Source organism: Flavobacterium sp. FlaQc-52 (assembly GCF_044007495.1).
GTDB classification, from domain to species: domain Bacteria; phylum Bacteroidota; class Bacteroidia; order Flavobacteriales; family Flavobacteriaceae; genus Flavobacterium; species Flavobacterium cupriresistens.
In genome coordinates, this window is record NZ_JBIPCV010000012.1 from 77,802 (window position 1) to 97,005 (window position 19,204).

The 19,204-nt window shown below is 34.5% G+C and carries 24 protein-coding genes; 2 read left to right on the forward strand and 22 right to left on the reverse strand.

What is annotated here, in order from left to right; all coding sequences use genetic code 11:
- Positions 1 to 18: 18 nt before the first annotated feature.
- The 5 genes from ACHRV5_RS18165 to ACHRV5_RS18185 all read right to left on the reverse strand — a co-directional run bounded on the left by ACHRV5_RS18165 (position 19) and on the right by ACHRV5_RS18185 (position 5,390).
- The gene (locus tag ACHRV5_RS18165) at positions 19 to 1,002 is read right to left on the reverse strand and encodes an SDR family oxidoreductase (protein WP_395427723.1); all 984 of its coding nucleotides are present in this window, start codon (positions 1,000 to 1,002) and stop codon (positions 19 to 21) included.
- Between the two features lie 10 nt (positions 1,003 to 1,012).
- Positions 1,013 to 3,448: a polysaccharide biosynthesis tyrosine autokinase gene (locus ACHRV5_RS18170; protein WP_395427724.1), complete on the reverse strand. Its 2,436-nt coding sequence runs from the start codon at positions 3,446 to 3,448 to the stop codon at positions 1,013 to 1,015.
- A gap of 15 nt (positions 3,449 to 3,463) precedes the next feature.
- Complete coding sequence (locus ACHRV5_RS18175) at positions 3,464 to 4,258, reverse strand: polysaccharide biosynthesis/export family protein (protein WP_395427725.1); 795 nt, start codon at positions 4,256 to 4,258, stop codon at positions 3,464 to 3,466.
- 71 nt (positions 4,259 to 4,329) lie between these two features.
- Positions 4,330 to 4,950: a recombination mediator RecR gene (gene recR, locus ACHRV5_RS18180; protein ID WP_047774274.1), complete on the reverse strand. Its 621-nt coding sequence runs from the start codon at positions 4,948 to 4,950 to the stop codon at positions 4,330 to 4,332.
- A 74-nt stretch (positions 4,951 to 5,024) separates the two neighbouring features.
- Positions 5,025 to 5,390 carry a CoA-binding protein gene (locus tag ACHRV5_RS18185; RefSeq protein WP_047774276.1) on the reverse strand — a complete coding sequence of 122 codons (366 nt, stop codon included), beginning with the start codon at positions 5,388 to 5,390 and terminating at the stop codon, positions 5,025 to 5,027.
- Positions 5,391 to 5,544: 154 nt separating this feature from the next.
- Here ACHRV5_RS18185 and ACHRV5_RS18190 point away from each other — a divergent pair, with 154 nt between their 5' ends.
- The gene (locus ACHRV5_RS18190) at positions 5,545 to 6,174 is read left to right on the forward strand and encodes a MarC family NAAT transporter (RefSeq protein WP_047774278.1); all 630 of its coding nucleotides are present in this window, start codon (positions 5,545 to 5,547) and stop codon (positions 6,172 to 6,174) included.
- A gap of 34 nt (positions 6,175 to 6,208) precedes the next feature.
- Positions 6,209 to 6,658 (forward strand): GNAT family N-acetyltransferase, encoded by a 450-nt coding sequence (locus ACHRV5_RS18195; RefSeq protein ID WP_395427726.1) that lies wholly within the window; start codon positions 6,209 to 6,211, stop codon positions 6,656 to 6,658.
- 95 nt (positions 6,659 to 6,753) lie between these two features.
- Here the strand turns inward: ACHRV5_RS18195 and ctlX are convergent, their stop codons facing one another.
- From ctlX to rplR, 17 genes are all read right to left on the reverse strand, one after another.
- Positions 6,754 to 7,689, reverse strand: a complete 936-nt coding sequence (gene ctlX, locus ACHRV5_RS18200) for a citrulline utilization hydrolase CtlX (RefSeq protein WP_395427727.1) — start codon at positions 7,687 to 7,689, stop codon at positions 6,754 to 6,756.
- Positions 7,690 to 7,766: 77 nt separating this feature from the next.
- Positions 7,767 to 8,681 carry a dimethylarginine dimethylaminohydrolase family protein gene (locus tag ACHRV5_RS18205; protein ID WP_395427728.1) on the reverse strand — a complete coding sequence of 305 codons (915 nt, stop codon included), beginning with the start codon at positions 8,679 to 8,681 and terminating at the stop codon, positions 7,767 to 7,769.
- A 65-nt stretch (positions 8,682 to 8,746) separates the two neighbouring features.
- Positions 8,747 to 10,024: a citrate synthase gene (locus ACHRV5_RS18210; RefSeq protein ID WP_047774286.1), complete on the reverse strand. Its 1,278-nt coding sequence runs from the start codon at positions 10,022 to 10,024 to the stop codon at positions 8,747 to 8,749.
- 156 nt (positions 10,025 to 10,180) lie between these two features.
- Positions 10,181 to 11,473, reverse strand: coding sequence for a phosphopyruvate hydratase (gene eno, locus ACHRV5_RS18215; RefSeq protein WP_047774288.1), 1,293 nt, complete (start codon positions 11,471 to 11,473; stop codon positions 10,181 to 10,183).
- A 102-nt stretch (positions 11,474 to 11,575) separates the two neighbouring features.
- Positions 11,576 to 12,694, reverse strand: a complete 1,119-nt coding sequence (gene carA, locus ACHRV5_RS18220; RefSeq protein WP_230003382.1) for a glutamine-hydrolyzing carbamoyl-phosphate synthase small subunit — start codon at positions 12,692 to 12,694, stop codon at positions 11,576 to 11,578.
- 242 nt (positions 12,695 to 12,936) lie between these two features.
- A complete protein-coding gene (gene rplQ / locus ACHRV5_RS18225; protein WP_047774292.1) occupies positions 12,937 to 13,425 on the reverse strand; it encodes a 50S ribosomal protein L17 in 489 nt (162 codons plus the stop codon).
- A 36-nt stretch (positions 13,426 to 13,461) separates the two neighbouring features.
- Positions 13,462 to 14,454: a DNA-directed RNA polymerase subunit alpha gene (locus ACHRV5_RS18230; RefSeq protein ID WP_026109818.1), complete on the reverse strand. Its 993-nt coding sequence runs from the start codon at positions 14,452 to 14,454 to the stop codon at positions 13,462 to 13,464.
- A gap of 21 nt (positions 14,455 to 14,475) precedes the next feature.
- The gene (gene rpsD, locus ACHRV5_RS18235) at positions 14,476 to 15,081 is read right to left on the reverse strand and encodes a 30S ribosomal protein S4 (RefSeq protein ID WP_035619621.1); all 606 of its coding nucleotides are present in this window, start codon (positions 15,079 to 15,081) and stop codon (positions 14,476 to 14,478) included.
- 93 nt (positions 15,082 to 15,174) lie between these two features.
- On the reverse strand, positions 15,175 to 15,558 hold the full coding sequence (gene rpsK / locus ACHRV5_RS18240; protein WP_007803677.1) for a 30S ribosomal protein S11: 384 nt from the start codon (positions 15,556 to 15,558) through the stop codon (positions 15,175 to 15,177).
- A gap of 8 nt (positions 15,559 to 15,566) precedes the next feature.
- Complete coding sequence (gene rpsM / locus ACHRV5_RS18245; protein ID WP_012022478.1) at positions 15,567 to 15,941, reverse strand: 30S ribosomal protein S13; 375 nt, start codon at positions 15,939 to 15,941, stop codon at positions 15,567 to 15,569.
- A 2-nt stretch (positions 15,942 to 15,943) separates the two neighbouring features.
- Positions 15,944 to 16,060: a type B 50S ribosomal protein L36 gene (gene ykgO, locus ACHRV5_RS18250; RefSeq protein WP_072945378.1), complete on the reverse strand. Its 117-nt coding sequence runs from the start codon at positions 16,058 to 16,060 to the stop codon at positions 15,944 to 15,946.
- Positions 16,061 to 16,072: 12 nt separating this feature from the next.
- Entirely contained in the window at positions 16,073 to 16,288 is a 216-nt protein-coding gene (gene infA / locus ACHRV5_RS18255) for a translation initiation factor IF-1 (RefSeq protein WP_007136545.1), read from the reverse strand.
- Positions 16,289 to 16,295: 7 nt separating this feature from the next.
- Positions 16,296 to 17,642, reverse strand: a complete 1,347-nt coding sequence (secY, locus tag ACHRV5_RS18260) for a preprotein translocase subunit SecY (protein ID WP_047774297.1) — start codon at positions 17,640 to 17,642, stop codon at positions 16,296 to 16,298.
- Between the two features lie 13 nt (positions 17,643 to 17,655).
- Positions 17,656 to 18,108, reverse strand: coding sequence for a 50S ribosomal protein L15 (gene rplO, locus ACHRV5_RS18265; RefSeq protein ID WP_047774299.1), 453 nt, complete (start codon positions 18,106 to 18,108; stop codon positions 17,656 to 17,658).
- An 11-nt stretch (positions 18,109 to 18,119) separates the two neighbouring features.
- The gene (rpmD, locus tag ACHRV5_RS18270) at positions 18,120 to 18,302 is read right to left on the reverse strand and encodes a 50S ribosomal protein L30 (protein ID WP_017495010.1); all 183 of its coding nucleotides are present in this window, start codon (positions 18,300 to 18,302) and stop codon (positions 18,120 to 18,122) included.
- A gap of 12 nt (positions 18,303 to 18,314) precedes the next feature.
- Positions 18,315 to 18,839, reverse strand: a complete 525-nt coding sequence (gene rpsE / locus ACHRV5_RS18275; protein ID WP_085950271.1) for a 30S ribosomal protein S5 — start codon at positions 18,837 to 18,839, stop codon at positions 18,315 to 18,317.
- A gap of 3 nt (positions 18,840 to 18,842) precedes the next feature.
- On the reverse strand, positions 18,843 to 19,193 hold the full coding sequence (gene rplR, locus ACHRV5_RS18280; protein WP_047774303.1) for a 50S ribosomal protein L18: 351 nt from the start codon (positions 19,191 to 19,193) through the stop codon (positions 18,843 to 18,845).
- Positions 19,194 to 19,204 lie beyond the last annotated feature (11 nt).

Genomic DNA, 19,204 nt, shown 5'->3' on the forward strand with positions numbered 1-19,204 from the left:
ATATCTTAATCTTTGACTTTATTTCAAATTGCTCCAGTACCAGCTGACAGCTTCTTTTAATCCTTCTTGTAATGAATATTTCGGATCATATCCCAGCATTTTTTTGGCCTTAGCAATACTAGCTAACGAATGCGGAATATCTCCTGCTCTATTTTGACCGTAAACAACTTCTACATCAGCAATTTTTGAATCCAATTCACTTAAGTATTTTTTCAAATATCCTGTCAAGTCATTCAAAGTATTCCGATCTCCAAATGCCGTATTGTAAACTGTATTTACTGCTTCCGGATTTTGACTTAACATCGCCAATTCGTTCATCTGAATCACATTGTCAATATAAGTGAAATCACGTGAATAATTTCCGTCACCATTTATAACCGGACTTTCATAATTCATAAACTGCATCACAAACTTAGGAATTACAGCTGCATAGGCGCCATTAGGATCTTGTTTTCGTCCAAAAACATTAAAATAGCGCAATCCAATCGTTTCCAAACCATAGGTTTTACTGAAAATTTCAGCATATAATTCATTTACATATTTTGTAATAGCGTATGGAGACAAGGGTTTACCGATAACCTCTTCTACTTTTGGCAATCCTTCAGAATCTCCATAGGTAGAGGAACTTGCCGCATATATAAATCGCTTTACTTTAGCATCGCGGGACGCTGTCAACATATTTAAAAAACCCGACACATTAACATCGTTAGTAGTTATCGGATCGTTTATAGATCTTGGAACAGAACCTAGAGCGGCCTGATGCAAAACATAATCAACTCCATCAACTGCAGCGACGCAATCGGCTATGGTGCGAATATCACCCTCAATCAATTTAAAATTGGGGTTCTCCATACAATCTTTCAGGTTATGGCGATGTCCTGTCGCAAAGTTATCTAAACAAACCACCTTGTGACCTGATTTTAAAAAGTGTTCACACAAATTTGAACCAATAAAACCAGCACCTCCTGTAATTAAAATTTTGTATTGAACCGATACTTCCATATGCTTCAAATTATTTTTTATTGAATTTGTTTAAAAGAGATTTCACAACACCTTCTTTTTCTCTTTCTTCATAATAGCCGTTAGAATAGGCACCATATCCGTACCCAGAACCATACTTGGCTTTATTTTCATATCCATTTAAAACGATACTTGCATTGTTAAGCTCTCCTCTTTTCACTCTGTTATTCAACAACGTGATCATATCTTTTTTGGTATAGTTCTGCCTTACAATATATAAAGTAACATCAGCATACTGAGCCAACTCTAAAGCATCAGAAACTAAACCAACGGGAGGCGTATCTAAAATAATATAATCGTATTCTTGCTTTAACTCATCTATTAGCTCTTTCATCGCTTCACTTAAAATAAGTTCGGAAGGATTAGGAGGGATTGGGCCTGACAAAATAACATCAAGATTTGGTATCTGTGTTGGATTTGTTATTTCACTTAAACTTTTTTGTTTAATCAAATAATTAACTACACCCACATTCTTAGTCAAATTAAATTCATCAGCCAACCTCGGTTTTCTCAAATCCAAACCGACAATCACCGTTTTCTTTTCACTTAAAGCAAAAACTGTCGCAATGTTTATGGAGCAAAATGTTTTTCCTTCACCACTTACCGACGAAGTAATCATTAATGTTTTTGCGCCGCTAACACGTTGTTTTTTATACAAAAACTGTAACGAAGAACGAACAGCCCTAAAAGATTCTGAAAGCGCCGATTTTGGTCTGTCAAAAACCGCCAAGCTCATATTTTCTTTATCAACCCCAATTACCCCAATAAGAGGAATCTGCGTTAATTTACTTATGTCCTCAACATTCTGAATTGAATTATTAACGAAGAAAATTACAAAAACAAACAACAAAGGAACCAACATCCCCAGAAACAAAGCCAAAACATAATTGGCAGAAGTTTTGGGGCCTACCAAATCTCCACCTATATCTTTTGCAGGATCAATAAAATGAATGTCTGATAAATTAGATGCTTTTACAATTTCTGCTTCATTTCGTTTCTGCAAAAACTCCGTATAAATATTATCATTTAAATCGTATTTTCTCTTAATCTTCAACAACTCCTGCTGTTCCTCAGGAAGTCGTTTAACCGTACTTTCTGCCTGACCAATTTTAGCATTTATCATTGACAGGTCATACAACAAGGATGATTTTGCACTTGTAATATTTTCCAACAGAACACCTTTAACAGCATTCATTTGATTATCAAAATCCTTGAAAATCTTATCACTTTTTACCGCATACGCCATTTCTGACCTTTGTGCAGAGAGCGCGATAAGTTTTGAAACATTCGTAATAATATTCGGGTCCTCAATTCCTGCAACAGAAGGAGCAGGCAAACGAGAGTAGTCTACACTATTATTTAGATATGTTTTTAAAGAATTATAATAGGCTATTTTTCTGGAAATCAAATCTCTCTCAACATCGAAATCCATTATTTTATCTGAAAACTTAACACCTCCACCCTCAATTTCGTAGATATTCTTGTCCTTTCTGAACGTTTTTAGCTCGTTGCCGTTTTCTTTCAACTGAGACTCCATCGCAACAAGAGTACTATCTATAAATCGGATCGTGTTGTTTGCAAATTGATTTTTACCATCAAGCTGAATTTTAATCAACATCCTTACTGTTGAGTTCAAATAATCAACCATTCTGGCTTTGTTCGTACCCTGCAATGACAAAGTTAACAACGAACCTCCTTTATCATCAGAACTAACATTTATTCCTCTGTAATTAGACACTGTACCGTCAAAATCATTAAATCTAACGAAGTACTCATTTCCTTTATAGAGCCCCGGATTGTCATTTATTTGCAATTTCCAATTTAGGAAAGGAAGTGAAACTTGTTCTCCGACTTTATATCTTTTAACAAACTCCATAGGCTGAACCGCCGTATTAGCATAAGAATTAGTCGAATAATTTAATACCGAAACAGAATTATTTTCAAATAAAATTCTGATTTCATATACATTTTCACTTATAAATTTAACCCCGATAAGAGTATTGGCAAGCTGCCCTTTTGATTTATCAATATTCAAATAAAAAGGTACTTCGCCATAAGAATCAACCAAATTGTATTTCCCTTGCGAAAGATAATCGATATAAAACTGCAATTTGTCAACCACCAATTCATTATGTGATCTTGACTTCAAGATGGTAGAAATTCCATTTACCTGATCAGAAATCCCACCCCAATTAAAAACCAAACTGGTATTCGAAGTAAAAAACGGATTGCTTTCTTCTTTAATAGAAATCATGGTTTGCATGGCGTAAATTTTTTCTTTACGAATATTTACCTGATGGGCTATTGCAAACGCAATTATTAAACTCACCAGAAACCACTTCCAATAACTTATAATTTTTAATAAAAGTCCTTTAAAATCAAAATTCGAATGATTCTCAAAAATCGAAAAATCTTTTATATCTAACATCTTTTGAACTGAGTTTTAATTTTTAAGAATCAAATAAACTGTCGTTGCCAATGACAACAAAGTAATAACAGTACCTATAGACTGTATTCCTGTCTGCCCAGTCCCCCATGTTTTTTGCCTTAGAGGCTTCACATAAATATAATCGTTAGGCTGTAAGTAATAATAAGGCGATTTCATCACATTGGCATCAGTAAGATCAATGTCATGCATCTGAACTCCTGTCGGGGTTTGACGAATTACCGTTACTGCCTTTCTGTTTCCAACTGTCGTAATATCTCCTGCATTTGCAATAGCCTCCATAATATTTACATGCGGTTGAAATAATGTCTTAGTCCCTACGCTCCCTACTTCACCATTTATTGTATATCTGAAACCTGCCAATTTTACTGTTACAAAAATATTGGCCTCACTTTTAAAATATTCTTCAAGTAATTTTTTTTCAATCATCACTCGTACTTCTTCAAGCGTATATCCGATAACATTTAGCTCTCCTAAAATTGGCATTCTTATATTTCCATGATCATCAACTGTAAAACCATCAAAATACAAAGCTGCTTCTGATTTCCCAGACGCCGCTGCAGCACCATCATTTTTATTAAAAATGGAAACTAATTTAGGATCTATTGCTTTAATATCAACACTTATAACATCATTTACCTGCAATCTATAAGGCTTAGATTCAACGGCAGCAACTGTATTTTGTTCTCCCGAAGTATTTTTATCCTGCAAATACACCAGATCTTTTACAGGAATACAAGATGTAAATACTGTACTAATTAATAGTAATATATAAAAACTTTTCTTTGTCATTATTAATATTTTATCCGCAAATATAGCTTTTCCTTTAATCTTCAGGAAATCTAGCTTTTTATTGACTCTATTTAGTTGTTTTTGAAAGTTTTTTCAAACGGGACGCGGTGCAAAATACTTCTTCCGAGTGTAACTTCGTCTGCGTATTCTAATTCGTCTCCAACAGAAATCCCTCGTGCAATTGTAGAAACTATGATATCGTATCCTCCTATTTGCTTGTAGATATAAAAATTCGTTGTATCACCCTCCATGGTTGAACTTAGCGCAAAAATAAGTTCTGTTACTTTCCCTGATTTTACTTTTTCTACTAAAGTTGTAATATTTAGCTGACTGGGTCCAACACCTTCAATCGGGGAAATTTTCCCTCCTAAAACATGATAAATCCCTTTGTACTGCCCCGTATTCTCAATAGCCATTACATCGCGAATATCTTCAACGACACAAATCAACTCATGGTTTCTTGCCACATTAGCACAAATTTCACAAACTTTAGTATCTGAAATATTATGACAGCTTTTGCAAAATTTAATATCCTCTCGCATGTTTAACAATGCCTGAGATAAAAAACCGGTTTGTTCTTTAGGCTGTTTTAATAAATGCAAGACCAAGCGCAATGCCGTACGTTTACCAATCCCTGGCAATTGCGACATTTCGTTGACTGCTTTTTCTATTAGTTTTGATGAAAATTCCATGACGACAAAAATACTGTTTTTAATAATTTAGCGGCCTTGAGGCACCAAAAATCAATCGGTATCGAAAAAGTGAATTAATATTGATTTGTAGCTAATAAAACCAATGTACAAGCAACTTCTGCTTTAATATTATTCAGTTCCAATAATTGATACAACTCCGGATTCTCAGAACCAGGGTTGAAAATCACCCTCTTTGGTTGTGCTTCAACAATATAATTATAATAATCACGCTGACGTGCCGGATTCAAATACAATGTAATAGTATCAATATTTTTAACAGGAATCGCTTTTGTATAAATTTTCACCCCGGCAACTTCGCCTGTATTTTGACCTATTGCCAAAACGGTGTGTCCTTTTTCAACTAATGCATTTATAGCTCTAAAAGCATAACGCTCCGGTTTTGTAGTTGCTCCCAGAACTAAAGTTTTTTTATTTTTCATCATTTTTAAATATCGTACAAAAGTAATCAAAAAGTACGAGCTAAATTCAGGTAATTTAGCATAGACTTAACAACAATAAAAAAGCAATATCTCACCATAAATTTACACTTAAATATTAAAAAAAGACTATTTTTACCCTACTAACCCAAACAATATGGATTTATTCATTTATTTATTTGCTGCTCTTTTCTCGGTTCTAAACCCAATCGGTACCGTACCAATTTTTGTTGGACTGACACAGCACGATTCTCAAAAAGAACGTTCCAGGATTTCACTATGGACGGCGATCAACGTTTTTATCATTTTATTAGTTTCCTACTTCATTGGTCAATACGTATTGACTTTCTTCGGAATTAGTATTGATGCGCTACGAATTGCCGGTGGAATTGTAATCGTAAATTCAGGTTTCTCTTTGCTCTCTGGAAAATTCAACAAGAAAAGAGGTATTAACAAAAAGATTGAAAACGAGGCACAACAACGAAACGACATTGCCTTGACTCCTTTGGCAATTCCGATGCTCGCCGGTCCGGGTTCTATGTCTTTATTAATTGCTTTTTATCAGGAGCATCATGAAATGAATGAAATTATTATTTCGACTTTGGCTATTGCAGCCATTGCAATAGCGATTTTTGCGATACTAAAAAGTGCTCATTATCTTGCCAGAATTTTAGGTGCTTCGGGAATTGTTGCGATTTCTAGAATTGTTGGCTTTATTGTAATCTCTATCGGAATTCAATATATCGTGAGTTCGATTATCAATATTGTAAAAGGAAATTTGATGTAAATCTGTTGTTTACTTTAATTCTAGCCGAAAAAAAATGAAAGAAATTAATTTCTCTTTTGGAGATTTCACTATTACAACCAATAAAAACAAATTGGATCTTCATGCCATTCATGATTTCTTATCAAAAAAATCCGGGTGGAGTGATGGTATTCCTTTTGAGACCATGAAAACTTCTATTGAAAATTCTCTAAATTTTGGATTATTCTATAAAAATATACAAATTGGTTTTGCAAGGGTAATTTCAGATTTTGCTACTATTGGGTATTTGGGCGACATTTATGTATTGGAAGAATATCGAGGAAGAGGACTTTCTAAAGCTTTGATGGAACAAGTAATGAACCATCCTAATTTACAAGGTTTACGCCGTTGGATTTTATTGACATCTACAGCTGAATGGCTTTACGAAAAATACAATTTTACAAAATTACCCAATCCTGAATTCTACATGGAATTATATAATCCTGAAGTTTACAAGTCAAATTAAGCTTAACGATTAATCCACAAACACAAAATTCCAAATTCCAAACTGTACTATTCAGCTTTTGGAATTTGGAATTTTTTTATTGAAAATTATAAAATTTAACTTCTTGGCAAGAACACCTCTGCCATCATACATCTTGCACTTCCGCCACCGCACGCTTCGATTGTATCTAAGCTTGAACTTAAAATTTCAGCATGAGCTTCTAACTGCGTAATTTGTTTTGGTGTTAAACTCTGATGAGCCGAAGCACTCATAACAATATATTTCTTATCATCGGCTCCTCTAACTTCTAGCATATTACCAGCAAAATTATTTACCTGAGCTTCTGTAATCAAAATAACTTCTTTGTTATCTGCTTTTAGATTCTCCAGAACCATTTTGCGTTCTTTTTTATCATCGATGCAATCCGCACAAATAACAGCGAAAGTTTCACCCAAGCACATCATTACGTTGGTGTGATAAATTAATTTACGTTCCCCATCAACGGTCTGAAAAGCTTCAAAAATTACCGGAGCATAATCAAAGTCTTCACAGAATTCGATAAACAATTCTTCATCAGCTCTCGGAGACAAAGCACAATAGGCTTTTCCGTTGGCACGATCTAAAAGCAAACTTCCGGTGCCTTCAAGAAAAATACCGTCTTCTTCTGCCGAGGTATAATCCATTATATTGGCAATTTCAAAACCTTTGTCTTCAAGTGTATCTAAAATATCTTCACGACGCTCCTGACGACGATTTTCTGCAAACATTGGATATAAAGCCACGTCTCCGTTTTCGTGAAACGAAACCCAGTTATTTGGAAAAATACTATCCGGAGTATCTGTTTCTAAAGTATCTTCTATAACGGTAACATCAACCCCTACAGCTCTCAACTTCTCAACAAAAACATCAAATTCCTGTTGTGCTTTTGCATTTACTGTACTCGGTAAAAGTCCGTCCAAAACTTTTTGATAATAATTATTGACAGCCGTTTGCTCATTCATTCTAAAAGCAACAGGGCGAATCATTACAATTGCATTCGTTGTTTGTTTCATGTTTTAATATTTTTTTTGTTTCAGGTTTCAGGTTTCAAGTTGTCGTGAACTTGAAACCTGAAACTTGAAACTACTTTTTAATCTCTAATTAATGGTAAAGTCGAACATCTTAACAATCCCTCTTGTTTCGCAATTTCAGCATATGGAATTTCTTCAACTGTAAAACCATTTGCACGCAACCAATTGTTTAAGCGGGTAAAGTTTTTTTCTGAAACCACTACATCAGTATCAATAGAAAATACGTTAGAAAACATATGATACATTTCGTCTCTTTCGATATGAAATAAATTCTCTTTTCCAAAAAGGTTTACCAAATACAAATAATCTGCTTCTTCACGAAAACCTCGTTTGTAAATAATCCCTTTGTCTTTTCCAACAGGTTGAAAGCAACAGTCCAAATGCAAAGCATTATCTCTGGCTTCTAATTTAGATTTAACCAGATCAAACTCTTTAACAATTTTGTTTGGGAATAATTCTTTAATATAATTTACACCCTCCATATTGGTACGAGCTGTAATATAATCTTTGTAATCACTGCCTTTATAGGTTCCTATAAAAATATGATCGTTCCAAAGCATCACATCACCACCTTCGATATGAACTTCTTCCGGTGGACGAACCACCTTTAAAGTATTCATTTGGTCGATTACATATTGAATCGCATCTAATTCTCGCTCTCTATCCGGTAAAATATTAGATTTCACGAAAGTATCATCAATAACAAACCCTATATCTCTCGCAAAAATTTGATTGTAATTTTCTATCATCTCAGGACGATAAACCGTTACATCATATTTTTGAAAAACAGCATTAAAAGCATCCATTTCAACAACCATATCTTTTTCAAGAGGGTAGGTTCCTGCTTTAATATGTTCCAATGATTTAGGATCATAAGCCTCATCTAAGGATGGAGTTGGCCCATTATGAACCGCTGAACCCAAAACTACAGCACGTAATCTTGACGTTTCGTTCTTTACATTTAATTGCAACATAACTTTATTGTATTTTGAACAAAGATAAAAAAAGCTTCACAGTTAGGTGAAGCTTTAAAATGTTTTTATTTATTTGACTTAAAGTCTCTCAACGGGTGCCCAGTGTATATTTGTCTTGGTCTTCCGATTGGTTCTTTATTCTCACGCATTTCTTTCCATTGCGCAATCCAACCTGGTAATCTACCAATAGCAAACATCACGGTAAACATATCTGTTGGAATCCCTAAGGCTCTGTATATAATTCCAGAGTAGAAATCAACGTTTGGATATAAATTTCTTGATTTGAAGTATTCATCTTCTAAAGCTGCTGCCTCTAATTTTTTCGCGATCTCTAAAATCGGATCTTCAACACCTAAAGTTTCTAATACTTCTTTAGCTGCTTTTTTGATGATTCTTGCTCTTGGATCAAAGTTTTTGTAAACTCTATGACCAAATCCCATTAAACGGAAAGGATCATTTTTATCTTTGGCTTTAGCCATGAATTTATCAGTGTCTCCACCGTCTTTGTTAATTTCTTCCAGCATTTCAAGAACTGCCTGGTTAGCACCACCGTGAAGTGGTCCCCAAAGCGCAGAAACACCTGCAGAGATTGAAGCAAACAATCCTGCATGAGAAGAACCAACCATTCTTACCGTAGAGGTTGAACAGTTTTGCTCGTGATCTCCGTGTAAGATAAATAATTTGTCTAATGCATTAACAATAATAGGGTTTGCAGCGTAAGGTCCTGTAGGCAATTTAAACATTAATTGCATAAAGTTCTCTACATACCCTTGTGTATTGTCATAATAGTTCAATGGATACCCCATTGTTTTTCTATACGTCCATGTAGCGATTACAAGAAACTTAGCTATAGTTTTACAGATAGCTTCGTACATTTCTTTTTCGTTCTCTACATTTACAGCTTTTGGATTAAAGGCGGTTAAAGCACTTGTCAAAGCAGACAAAACTCCCATTGGATGAGCCGTTTTTGGAAAACCGTCAATGATGTTCTTCATTTCTTCGTTAACCAAAGTATGCTTTTTAATATCAGCATCAAATTGAGCTAATTGTTGGGCTGTTGGTAATTCACCAAAAATTAAAAGATAAGATACTTCAGGGAAACTTGCTTTTTCAGCTAAATCTTCGATTGAATATCCTCTGTAACGCAAAATCCCAAGTTCTCCATCCAAGAAAGTAATCTCACTTGTACAAGATCCTGAATTTTTATATCCTGGGTCAAGCGTAATGAAGCCAGTTAAATCACGTAATTTGTTAATATCGACAGCAGACTCATTTTCACTCCCAGTGATTACCGGAAGTTCAATTTTCTTACCATCTACTTCTAATGTAGCTGTTTTTGACATAATATATCGGAAATAAATCTTTAAAATAATAATTTACCAAATCTAAGGAATTTAAGACTAATTAAAAAAAGAATCCTGCTATGAATTTGTTAAAACTCCAAAAAAAAACCATCCGTAAAAACGGATGGTTTAAATATAGTCTATAATTGTTTACAATTATTTGATTTTGAAAGCATTTAAGCCAGGGAAATAAGCAGTACTTCCCAATTCTTCTTCAATTCTCAATAATTGATTGTATTTTGCCATACGATCAGAACGAGAAGCTGAACCTGTTTTAATCTGACCACAGTTTAAAGCCACTGCTAAATCTGCAATTGTAGTATCTTCTGTTTCTCCTGAACGGTGAGACATTACTGAAGTATACCCTGCATTTTTAGCCATATTTACAGCTGCAATAGTCTCTGTTAAAGTTCCGATTTGGTTTACTTTTACTAAGATTGAATTGGCAATACCTTTTTGAATTCCTGTAGACAAACGCTCTACATTAGTAACGAATAAATCATCACCAACTAATTGCACTTTATCACCGATTTTTTCTGTTAAGTATTTCCATCCATTCCAGTCATCTTCGTACATACCATCCTCGATAGAGATAATTGGATATTTAGCAGCAAGTTCAGCTAAATAATCCGCTTGCTCTTCAGAAGTTCTGATTTTTCCAGTCTCTCCTTCAAATTTAGTATAATCGTATTTACCGTTTACATAAAACTCAGAAGCAGCACAGTCAAGTGCAATCATAATTTCGTCTCCGAAAGAATATCCTGCATTTTCAACCGCTTTTTTGATGGTATCTAAAGCATCTTCAGTTCCACCGGCTAAGTTTGGAGCAAAACCTCCTTCATCACCAACAGCAGTACTTAAACCTCTATCATGTAATACTTTTTTCAAACTGTGAAAAATCTCAGTTCCCATTTGCATCGCATGTGTAAAAGAAGTTGCTTTTACAGGGAAAATCATAAATTCTTGAAATGCGATTGGCGCATCAGAGTGAGAACCACCGTTGATGATGTTCATCATCGGTACAGGTAATGTATTAGCAGAAACGCCACCTACATATCTGTATAAAGGCAATCCAAGCTCATTAGCAGCCGCTTTTGCAGCAGCCAAAGAAACTCCTAAAATTGCATTAGCTCCTAATTTAGATTTGTTTGGAGTTCCGTCTAAATCAATCATAGTCTGATCGATCACATTTTGTTCAAAAACAGAAATTCCAACTAACTCTTCAGCAATAACAGTATTTACATTATTCACTGCATTCAAAACACCTTTTCCAAGGTAAGCTTTACCTCCATCACGTAATTCAACCGCTTCGTGCTCTCCAGTTGACGCTCCAGAAGGAACAGCTGCTCTACCTAAAACTCCGTTTTCAGTTATTACATCAACTTCAATAGTAGGATTACCTCTGGAATCAAGAATTTGTCTTGCGTGAATTTTAATTATAATACTCATTATTTTTACTTTTTTATTAATAAATTATATATTTTTTTCGAAATTATAAAAATATCCAATAGAAAATACGCATTTTAACTATTAAAAACCTTTATTTATTAACTATATCGTTTTAGCAGAAGCCTCTTTGATGTTCTCTACAAACTGATCGAACAAATAAGAAGAATCATGAGGACCAGGACTTGCTTCCGGGTGGTATTGTACTGAAAAACAATTTTTATTTTTCATACGCATACCAGCTACAGTTCCGTCATTCAAATGCAGGTGTGTAATTTCTAAATCCGGGTGGTTATCTAATTGTTCTTTATTAACAGCAAAACCATGATTTTGAGACGTAATTTCACCTTTACCTGTAATGATATTTTTTACAGGGTGATTTATTCCTCGGTGCCCGTTAAACATCTTATAAGTCTGAACTCCATTTGCTAAAGCAATTACCTGATGTCCTAAACAAATCCCAAATAAGGGTTTATCATTCGCCAGAATTTCTTTTGCAACTTCAATTGCCCCGAAAAGCGGATCCGGATCACCAGGCCCGTTTGACAAGAAGTACCCATCCGGATTAAACGCAGCCAAATCTTTATAAGTTGAATTGTATGGGAATACTTTTATATAACAATCTCTCTTAGCCAGATTTCTAAGAATATTTGTTTTAATACCAAGATCTAAGGCAGAGATTTTATAAGTAGCGTTTTCGTCACCAAAAAAATAAGGCTCAGTAGTGGAAACTTTCGATGCCAATTCTAAACCTTCCATGTTGGGTACATTTGCCAACTCTTTCTTTAAATCTTCCACAGCAGTACCATCTGTACAAATAACAGCATTCATAGCTCCATTATCACGAATGTAACTTACTAATGCACGTGTATCAACATCAGAAATACAAATTAGATTTTGTTTTGTAAAATAATCTTCCAAACTACCGGAAGCATCTTCTCTGGAATAATTAAAACTAAAGTTTTTACAAACTAAACCGGCAATTTTTATAGAATCTGATTCAACTTCTGAATCATTAACCCCATAATTTCCGATGTGCGTGTTAGTAGCCACCATAATTTGTCCAAAATAAGAAGGATCAGTAAAGATCTCCTGGTATCCGGTCATTCCAGTATTAAAACAAACTTCTCCAAAAGTTTTACCGCTAATTCCGATAGATTTTCCATGAAAAATAGTTCCATCACTTAGTAATAAAATGGCGCTTTGACGTGTAGTGTATTTCATTCTTTAATTGTATTGTTTTTAATCGTCCTATAAAACCGGCGAAGCCTGTTTCAATTGTAATTAGATATTTTGTAAATTTACTTCTTTAAAAGAGTGTCTCCAAGATTTTTTAAAAATTTCATTCATAAAAATGAAACCTAAAAATTCAAATAAGTTAGATTTCCTTTTAAAAAAAATCAAAAAAAAAGGATAAACTAAAAATTAGTTTATCCTTGATTTCTATAGAATCATTACTTTCATAATTATTCAGAAGCTTCAGTAGTCGATTCTGATTCAGCAGCTGGAGCTTCTGGAGTATCCTCAGCTTTTTTTGCTTTACCACCACGACGGCTTTTTGCTTTTTTAACTTCTTTTTTACCACCATTGTAAAGTTCATTGAAATCTACAAGTTCGATCATTGCCATATCAGCATTATCTCCCAAACGATTTCCAACTTTAATGATACGAGTGTATCCACCTGGACGGTCACCAACTTTAGCAGCTACGTCTCTGAACAAGTCAGTTACCGCATATTTACTACGTAGGTAAGCAAAAACAATACGACGGTTGTGAGTCGTATCTTCTTTTGATTTAGTGATTAAAGGCTCAACGAATTGTTTAAGCGCTTTAGCTTTAGCAACAGTAGTGTTAATACGTTTGTGCTCGATAAGAGAACAAGCCATATTAGCCAACATAGCTTTTCTATGTCCAGTCTGTCTGCTTAAGTGATTGAATTTTTTTCCGTGTCTCATTGCTATTTTAAATTTAATCCGCCGCAGCGGATTGAATTATTCTTTATCTAATTTGTATTTAGCTAAATCCATTCCGAAGGTTAGATTTTTAACTGCAACAAGTTCATCAAGTTCAGTTAAAGATTTTTTACCAAAATTACGGAATTTCATTAGGTCATTTTTATTGAACGATACTAAATCACCAAGTGTATCAACTTCAGCCGCTTTCAAGCAATTTAATGCTCTCACAGATAAATCCATATCAACAAGCTTAGTTTTAAGCAATTGTCTCATATGCAATGACTCTTCATCATACGATTCTGTTTGTGCAATTTCGTCAGCCTCGAGTGTAATTCTTTCGTCAGAAAATAACATGAAGTGGTGAATTAAAACTTTAGCAGCTTCAGTAAGGGCATCTTTTGGATTAATAGAACCATCAGTTTTAATTTCAAAAACTAATTTTTCGTAATCTGTTTTTTGTTCCACACGGAAGTTTTCAATAGCATATTTTACGTTTTTTACCGGAGTAAAAATAGAATCTGTAAAAATAGTACCAATTGCTGCATTCTGTTTTTTGTTCTCCTCAGCAGGAACATATCCTCTACCTTTTTCGATTGTTAAATCGAAGTTCAATTTGATCTTTGAATCTAAATTACAGATAACAAGGTCTGGGTTCAGAACTTGAAAACCTGAAATAAATTTTTGAAAATCACCTGCTGTTAATTGATCTTTACCAGAAACAGAAATTGTAACTGCTTCATTATCGATATCTTCAATCTGACGTTTGAAACGTACTTGCTTTAGATTAAGGATAATTTCGGTAACGTCCTCAACAACACCTGAAATAGTAGAAAACTCATGATCTACACCTTCGATACGAACAGATGTAATTGCATAACCTTCTAATGCTGAAAGCAAAACTCTTCTAAGTGCATTACCAACAGTCAATCCATAACCAGGTTCTAAAGGTCTAAATTCGAATTTACCTTCAAAATCGGTTGAATCGATCATGATAACTTTATCGGGCTTTTGAAAATTAAATATTGCCATAAATTTCGACTAAGTCAATTATTATTTGTTGTACAACTCTACGATTAATTGTTCTTTAATGTTTTCTGGAATTTGAAGTCTCGCAGGTACAGAAACGAAAGTTCCTTCTTTAAGATCATTGTTCCAAGTAATCCATTCGTAAACATGACTTGAATTTGATAAAGAACGTTCGATAGCTTCTAAAGATTTAGATTTTTCACGAACTGCAACTTTATCACCAGGCTTAAGGTGGTAAGAAGGAATATTTACAACTTCACCATTAACAGTAACGTGTCTGTGAGATACGATTTGACGAGCACCTCTTCTAGAAGGAGCAATACCCATTCTGAAAACAACGTTATCTAATCTTGCTTCACATAATTGTAATAAAACTTCACCAGTAACTCCTTTAGTAGCTGATGCTTTTTCGAATAAATTTCTGAATTGTTTTTCTAAAATTCCGTAAGAATATTTAGCTTTTTGCTTTTCCATTAACTGAACAGCGTACTCAGATTTTTTTCCTCTTTTTTTAGCCATCCCGTGTTGTCCAGGTGGGTAATTTCTTTTCTCGAAAGATTTATCATCTCCGAAAATTGCTTCGCCAAATTTACGAGCGATTCTTGTGCTAGGACCAGTATATCTTGCCATTTTAAATTGTTTAAGATAGAGATTATGAATTCAGGTCTTATCCTTCGATAATCGTATATTCTATCTAGGTTATACTATAATTAAATTTGAGTATTAAACTCTACGTCTTTTTGGAGGACGACATCCGTTGTGAGGCATTGGAGTAACATCGATAATCTCAGTAACTTCAATTCCACCGTTATGAATAGAACGGATAGCAGACTCACGTCCGTTTCCTGGTCCTTTTACATAAACTTTTACTTTTTTAAGTCCTGCCTCAAGAGCTACTTTACTACAATCTTCTGCTGCCATTTGAGCTGCGTACGGAGTGTTCTTTTTAGAACCTCTGAAACCCATTTTACCAGCTGAAGACCAAGAAATAACTTCACCTTTCTTATTAGTCAAAGAAATGATAATGTTGTTGAAAGTGGCAGAAATATGAGCTTCACCCGTTGATTCAACGATAACTTTACGTTTTTTTGCAGTTGCTTTAGCCATATTACTTATTATTTAGTTGCTTTTTTCTTGTTCGCAACAGTTTTTCTTTTACCTTTTCTAGTTCTAGAGTTGTTTTTAGTTCTTTGTCCTCTTAACGGAAGACCAGATCTATGACGGATACCTCTATAACAACCAATATCCATTAAACGCTTGATGTTTAAAGAAACTTCAGAACGTAATTCTCCTTCAATTTTGTAAAATGAAACTGCGTCACGAATCGCTCCGATTTCATCATCATTCCAATCTTGAACTTTTTTATCTTGGCTTACTTGAGCTTTCTCTAAAATCTCAATAGCTCTACTTTTTCCTAATCCAAAGATGTAGGTAAGTGCTATAACACCTCTCTTATTTTTTGGGATATCTACCCCTGCTATTCTTGCCATAATTATCCTTGTCTTTGTTTAAATCTAGGATTCTTTTTGTTTATTACGTACAATCTCCCTTTTCTACGCACAATGATGCACTCGGGACTTCTCTTTTTTACTGATGCTCTAACTTTCATAGTGAATATCCTTTAATATCGATAAGTAATTCTTGCTTTTGACAAATCATAAGGGCTCATTTCCAGTTTCACTTTATCACCAGGTAATAATTTGATGTAATGCATACGCATCTTTCCGGAAATATGAGCAATCACGATATGTCCATTTTCTAACTCCACACGGAACATCGCATTTGATAATGCTTCAATGATTGATCCGTCTTGTTCTATTGCTGATTGTTTTGCCATAAATATATTAAGCTACCGCTTTTCTATTTTTACCAGTCTTCATTAAACCATCATAATGTTTGTTTAACAAGTACGAGTTGATTTGTTGAATAGTATCTATTGCAACACCAACCATAATTATTAATGAGGTACCTCCAAAAAACATTGCCCAAGATGGTTGTACATCCATAATACTTACAACAATAGCTGGGAACACAGCAATCAAAGCAAGGAATAAAGATCCTGGGAAAGTTATCAAAGACATCACTTTATCAAGGAAGTCTGAAGTTTCAGCTCCCGGACGAACGCCAGGAATAAAACCACCACTTCTTTTCAAATCATCAGCCATCTTGTTAGTCGGTACGGTGATCGCAGTATAAAAGAATGTAAATACAATAATTAAAGTTGCAAATACCAAGTTATACCAGAAACCAAACATATCGCTAAATGCTCCAACGATTGATTGTGATGTATCTGATTTAGACAATCCAGCTACAGCCGCAGGTATAAACATAATTGCCTGAGCAAAAATGATTGGCATAACCCCAGAAGCATTAAGCTTAAGAGGAATCCATTGTCTATTACCACCTGCTAAATCTTGCTCATAGTCACCAGTTGTCGTACGACGAGCGTATTGAACCGGGATTCTACGTACTGCCATTGTAAGCAATACACAAGAAATAATAACTAATAACCACACAATAATTTCAATAACTAACAACATTGGACCTCCATTGTTGTTGGTAACTCTCGTTGTAAACTCTTGAATAAAAGCTTGCGGTAAACGAGCTAAGATACCAACCATAATCAATAATGAAATTCCATTTCCAATACCTTTATCTGTAATTTTCTCACCAAGCCACATAGCAAAAATTGTACCTGTAACTAAAATGATAACTGATGAGAACAAAAATTCAGGAGAATTAAAGCCTAGTAAGAATGCACTACCAGGCAATGTTCTGTACAGATTATAGATATAAGTTGGACCTTGAACCAGTGTAATAGCTATAGTCAACCAACGAGTGATTTGATTAATCTTTTTTCTACCACTTTCTCCATCGTTTTGAAGTTTTTGCAAATAAGGAATAGCAATTCCCATTAACTGAACAACAATAGATGCAGAAATATAAGGCATAATACCTAAAGCAAAAACTGAAGCTTTAGAGAAAGCACCTCCTGTAAACATGTCTAGGATAGATCCTAAACCATTTTTAGTCTGTCCCGCTAAACCTGTTAATTGAGTTGCGTCAATACCAGGAAGCGTTACGTGTGCACCAAAACGATATACTAAAAGTAATCCTAATGTAATTAAGATTCTATTTTTCAGTTCTTCGATTTTCCAAACATTACTTATTGATTCAATAAATTTCTTCATCTTAGTAGATAAGTTATATAGTTACAGCTTCTCCACCAGCAGCTTCAATAGCAGCTTTTGCAGTAGCAGTAAATTTGTGGGCAGTTACTTTTAATTTTGCTTTCAATTCTCCTCTACCTAAAATCTTAACGATTTCATTTTTGGTAGCTAGACGGTTTGCTACGTAATCTGTCATGTTAACAGAATCAGTAATCACACCATTGTCTACTAATAATTGAAGCGTATCTAAATTAACACCTTCGTATTCTTTACGATTGATGTTTGTGAAACCAAACTTAGGCACACGTCTTTGAAGTGGCATTTGCCCTCCCTCAAAACCAATCTTTTTAGAATAACCAGAACGAGATTTTGCTCCTTTGTGACCTCTTGCAGAAGTACCACCTTTTCCAGAACCTTCTCCTCTACCTAATCTTTTATTTTGATTGTGTGTTGACCCTTCAGCTGGTTGTAAGTTACTTAAATTCATAACAGTATTTGTTATTTAGCTTCTTCGACAGAAACTAAGTGTTTAACTTTGTTTATCATACCAAGGATAGCAGGGTTTGAATCATGCTCTACAACTTGTCCCATTTTACGTAGACCTAAAGCTTCCAAACCTCTCTTTTGAGAAAGAGGACAGTTGATTTTGCTTCTTACTTGTTTTACTAATAATTTAGCCATAATTTCCTTGAATTAACCTTTAAAAACTTTTTCTAAAGAAACACCTCTTTGTTTTGCAACAGTGTAAGCGCTTCTCATTTGTAATAAAGCATCAAAAGTTGCTTTCACTACGTTATGAGGATTTGATGATCCTTGAGATTTAGATAATACATCGTGAATACCTACTGATTCAAGAACTGAACGAACAGCTCCACCAGCAATAACTCCTGTACCATGAGACGCAGGAATTAAGAATACACGTGCACCACCAAATTTACCTTTTTGTTCGTGAGGAACAGATTGTCCATTCAAAGGAATTTTTACTAAATTTTTCTTAGCATCTTCTACTGCTTTCGCAATTGCTTCAGAAACGTCTTTAGATTTTCCTAATCCGTGACCAACTACTCCATTTTCATCACCTACAACTACAATAGCAGAAAAACCGAAAGCTCTACCCCCTTTTGTAACTTTAGTAACACGATTAACACTTACCAGACGATCTTTAAGTTCAAGACCACTTGGTTTTACCAATTCTACATTTTTGTATTTAGACATAATATATTAGAATTTAAGTCCAGCCGCTCTTGCGCCTTCTGCTAATGATTTAATACGACCGTGATATAAATATCCACCTCTATCAAAAGTGATGGTATCAATCCCGGCTTTTAACGCTTTCTCAGCAACTAGTTTTCCAACAGCAGCAGCGATTTCAACGTTAGTACCTTTTCCTATTTCTTTTTCTCTTGAAGATGCAGCTAATATAGTAACTCCATTTACATCATCAATAAGTTGAGCGTAAATTTCTTTGTTACTTCTAAATACAGATAGTCTAGGATTAGAGGTTGTACCACTGATCGATTTTCTAATTCTGAATCTAATTCTCTGTCTTCTATCAGATTTTGTTAATGACATAATCTTATTTT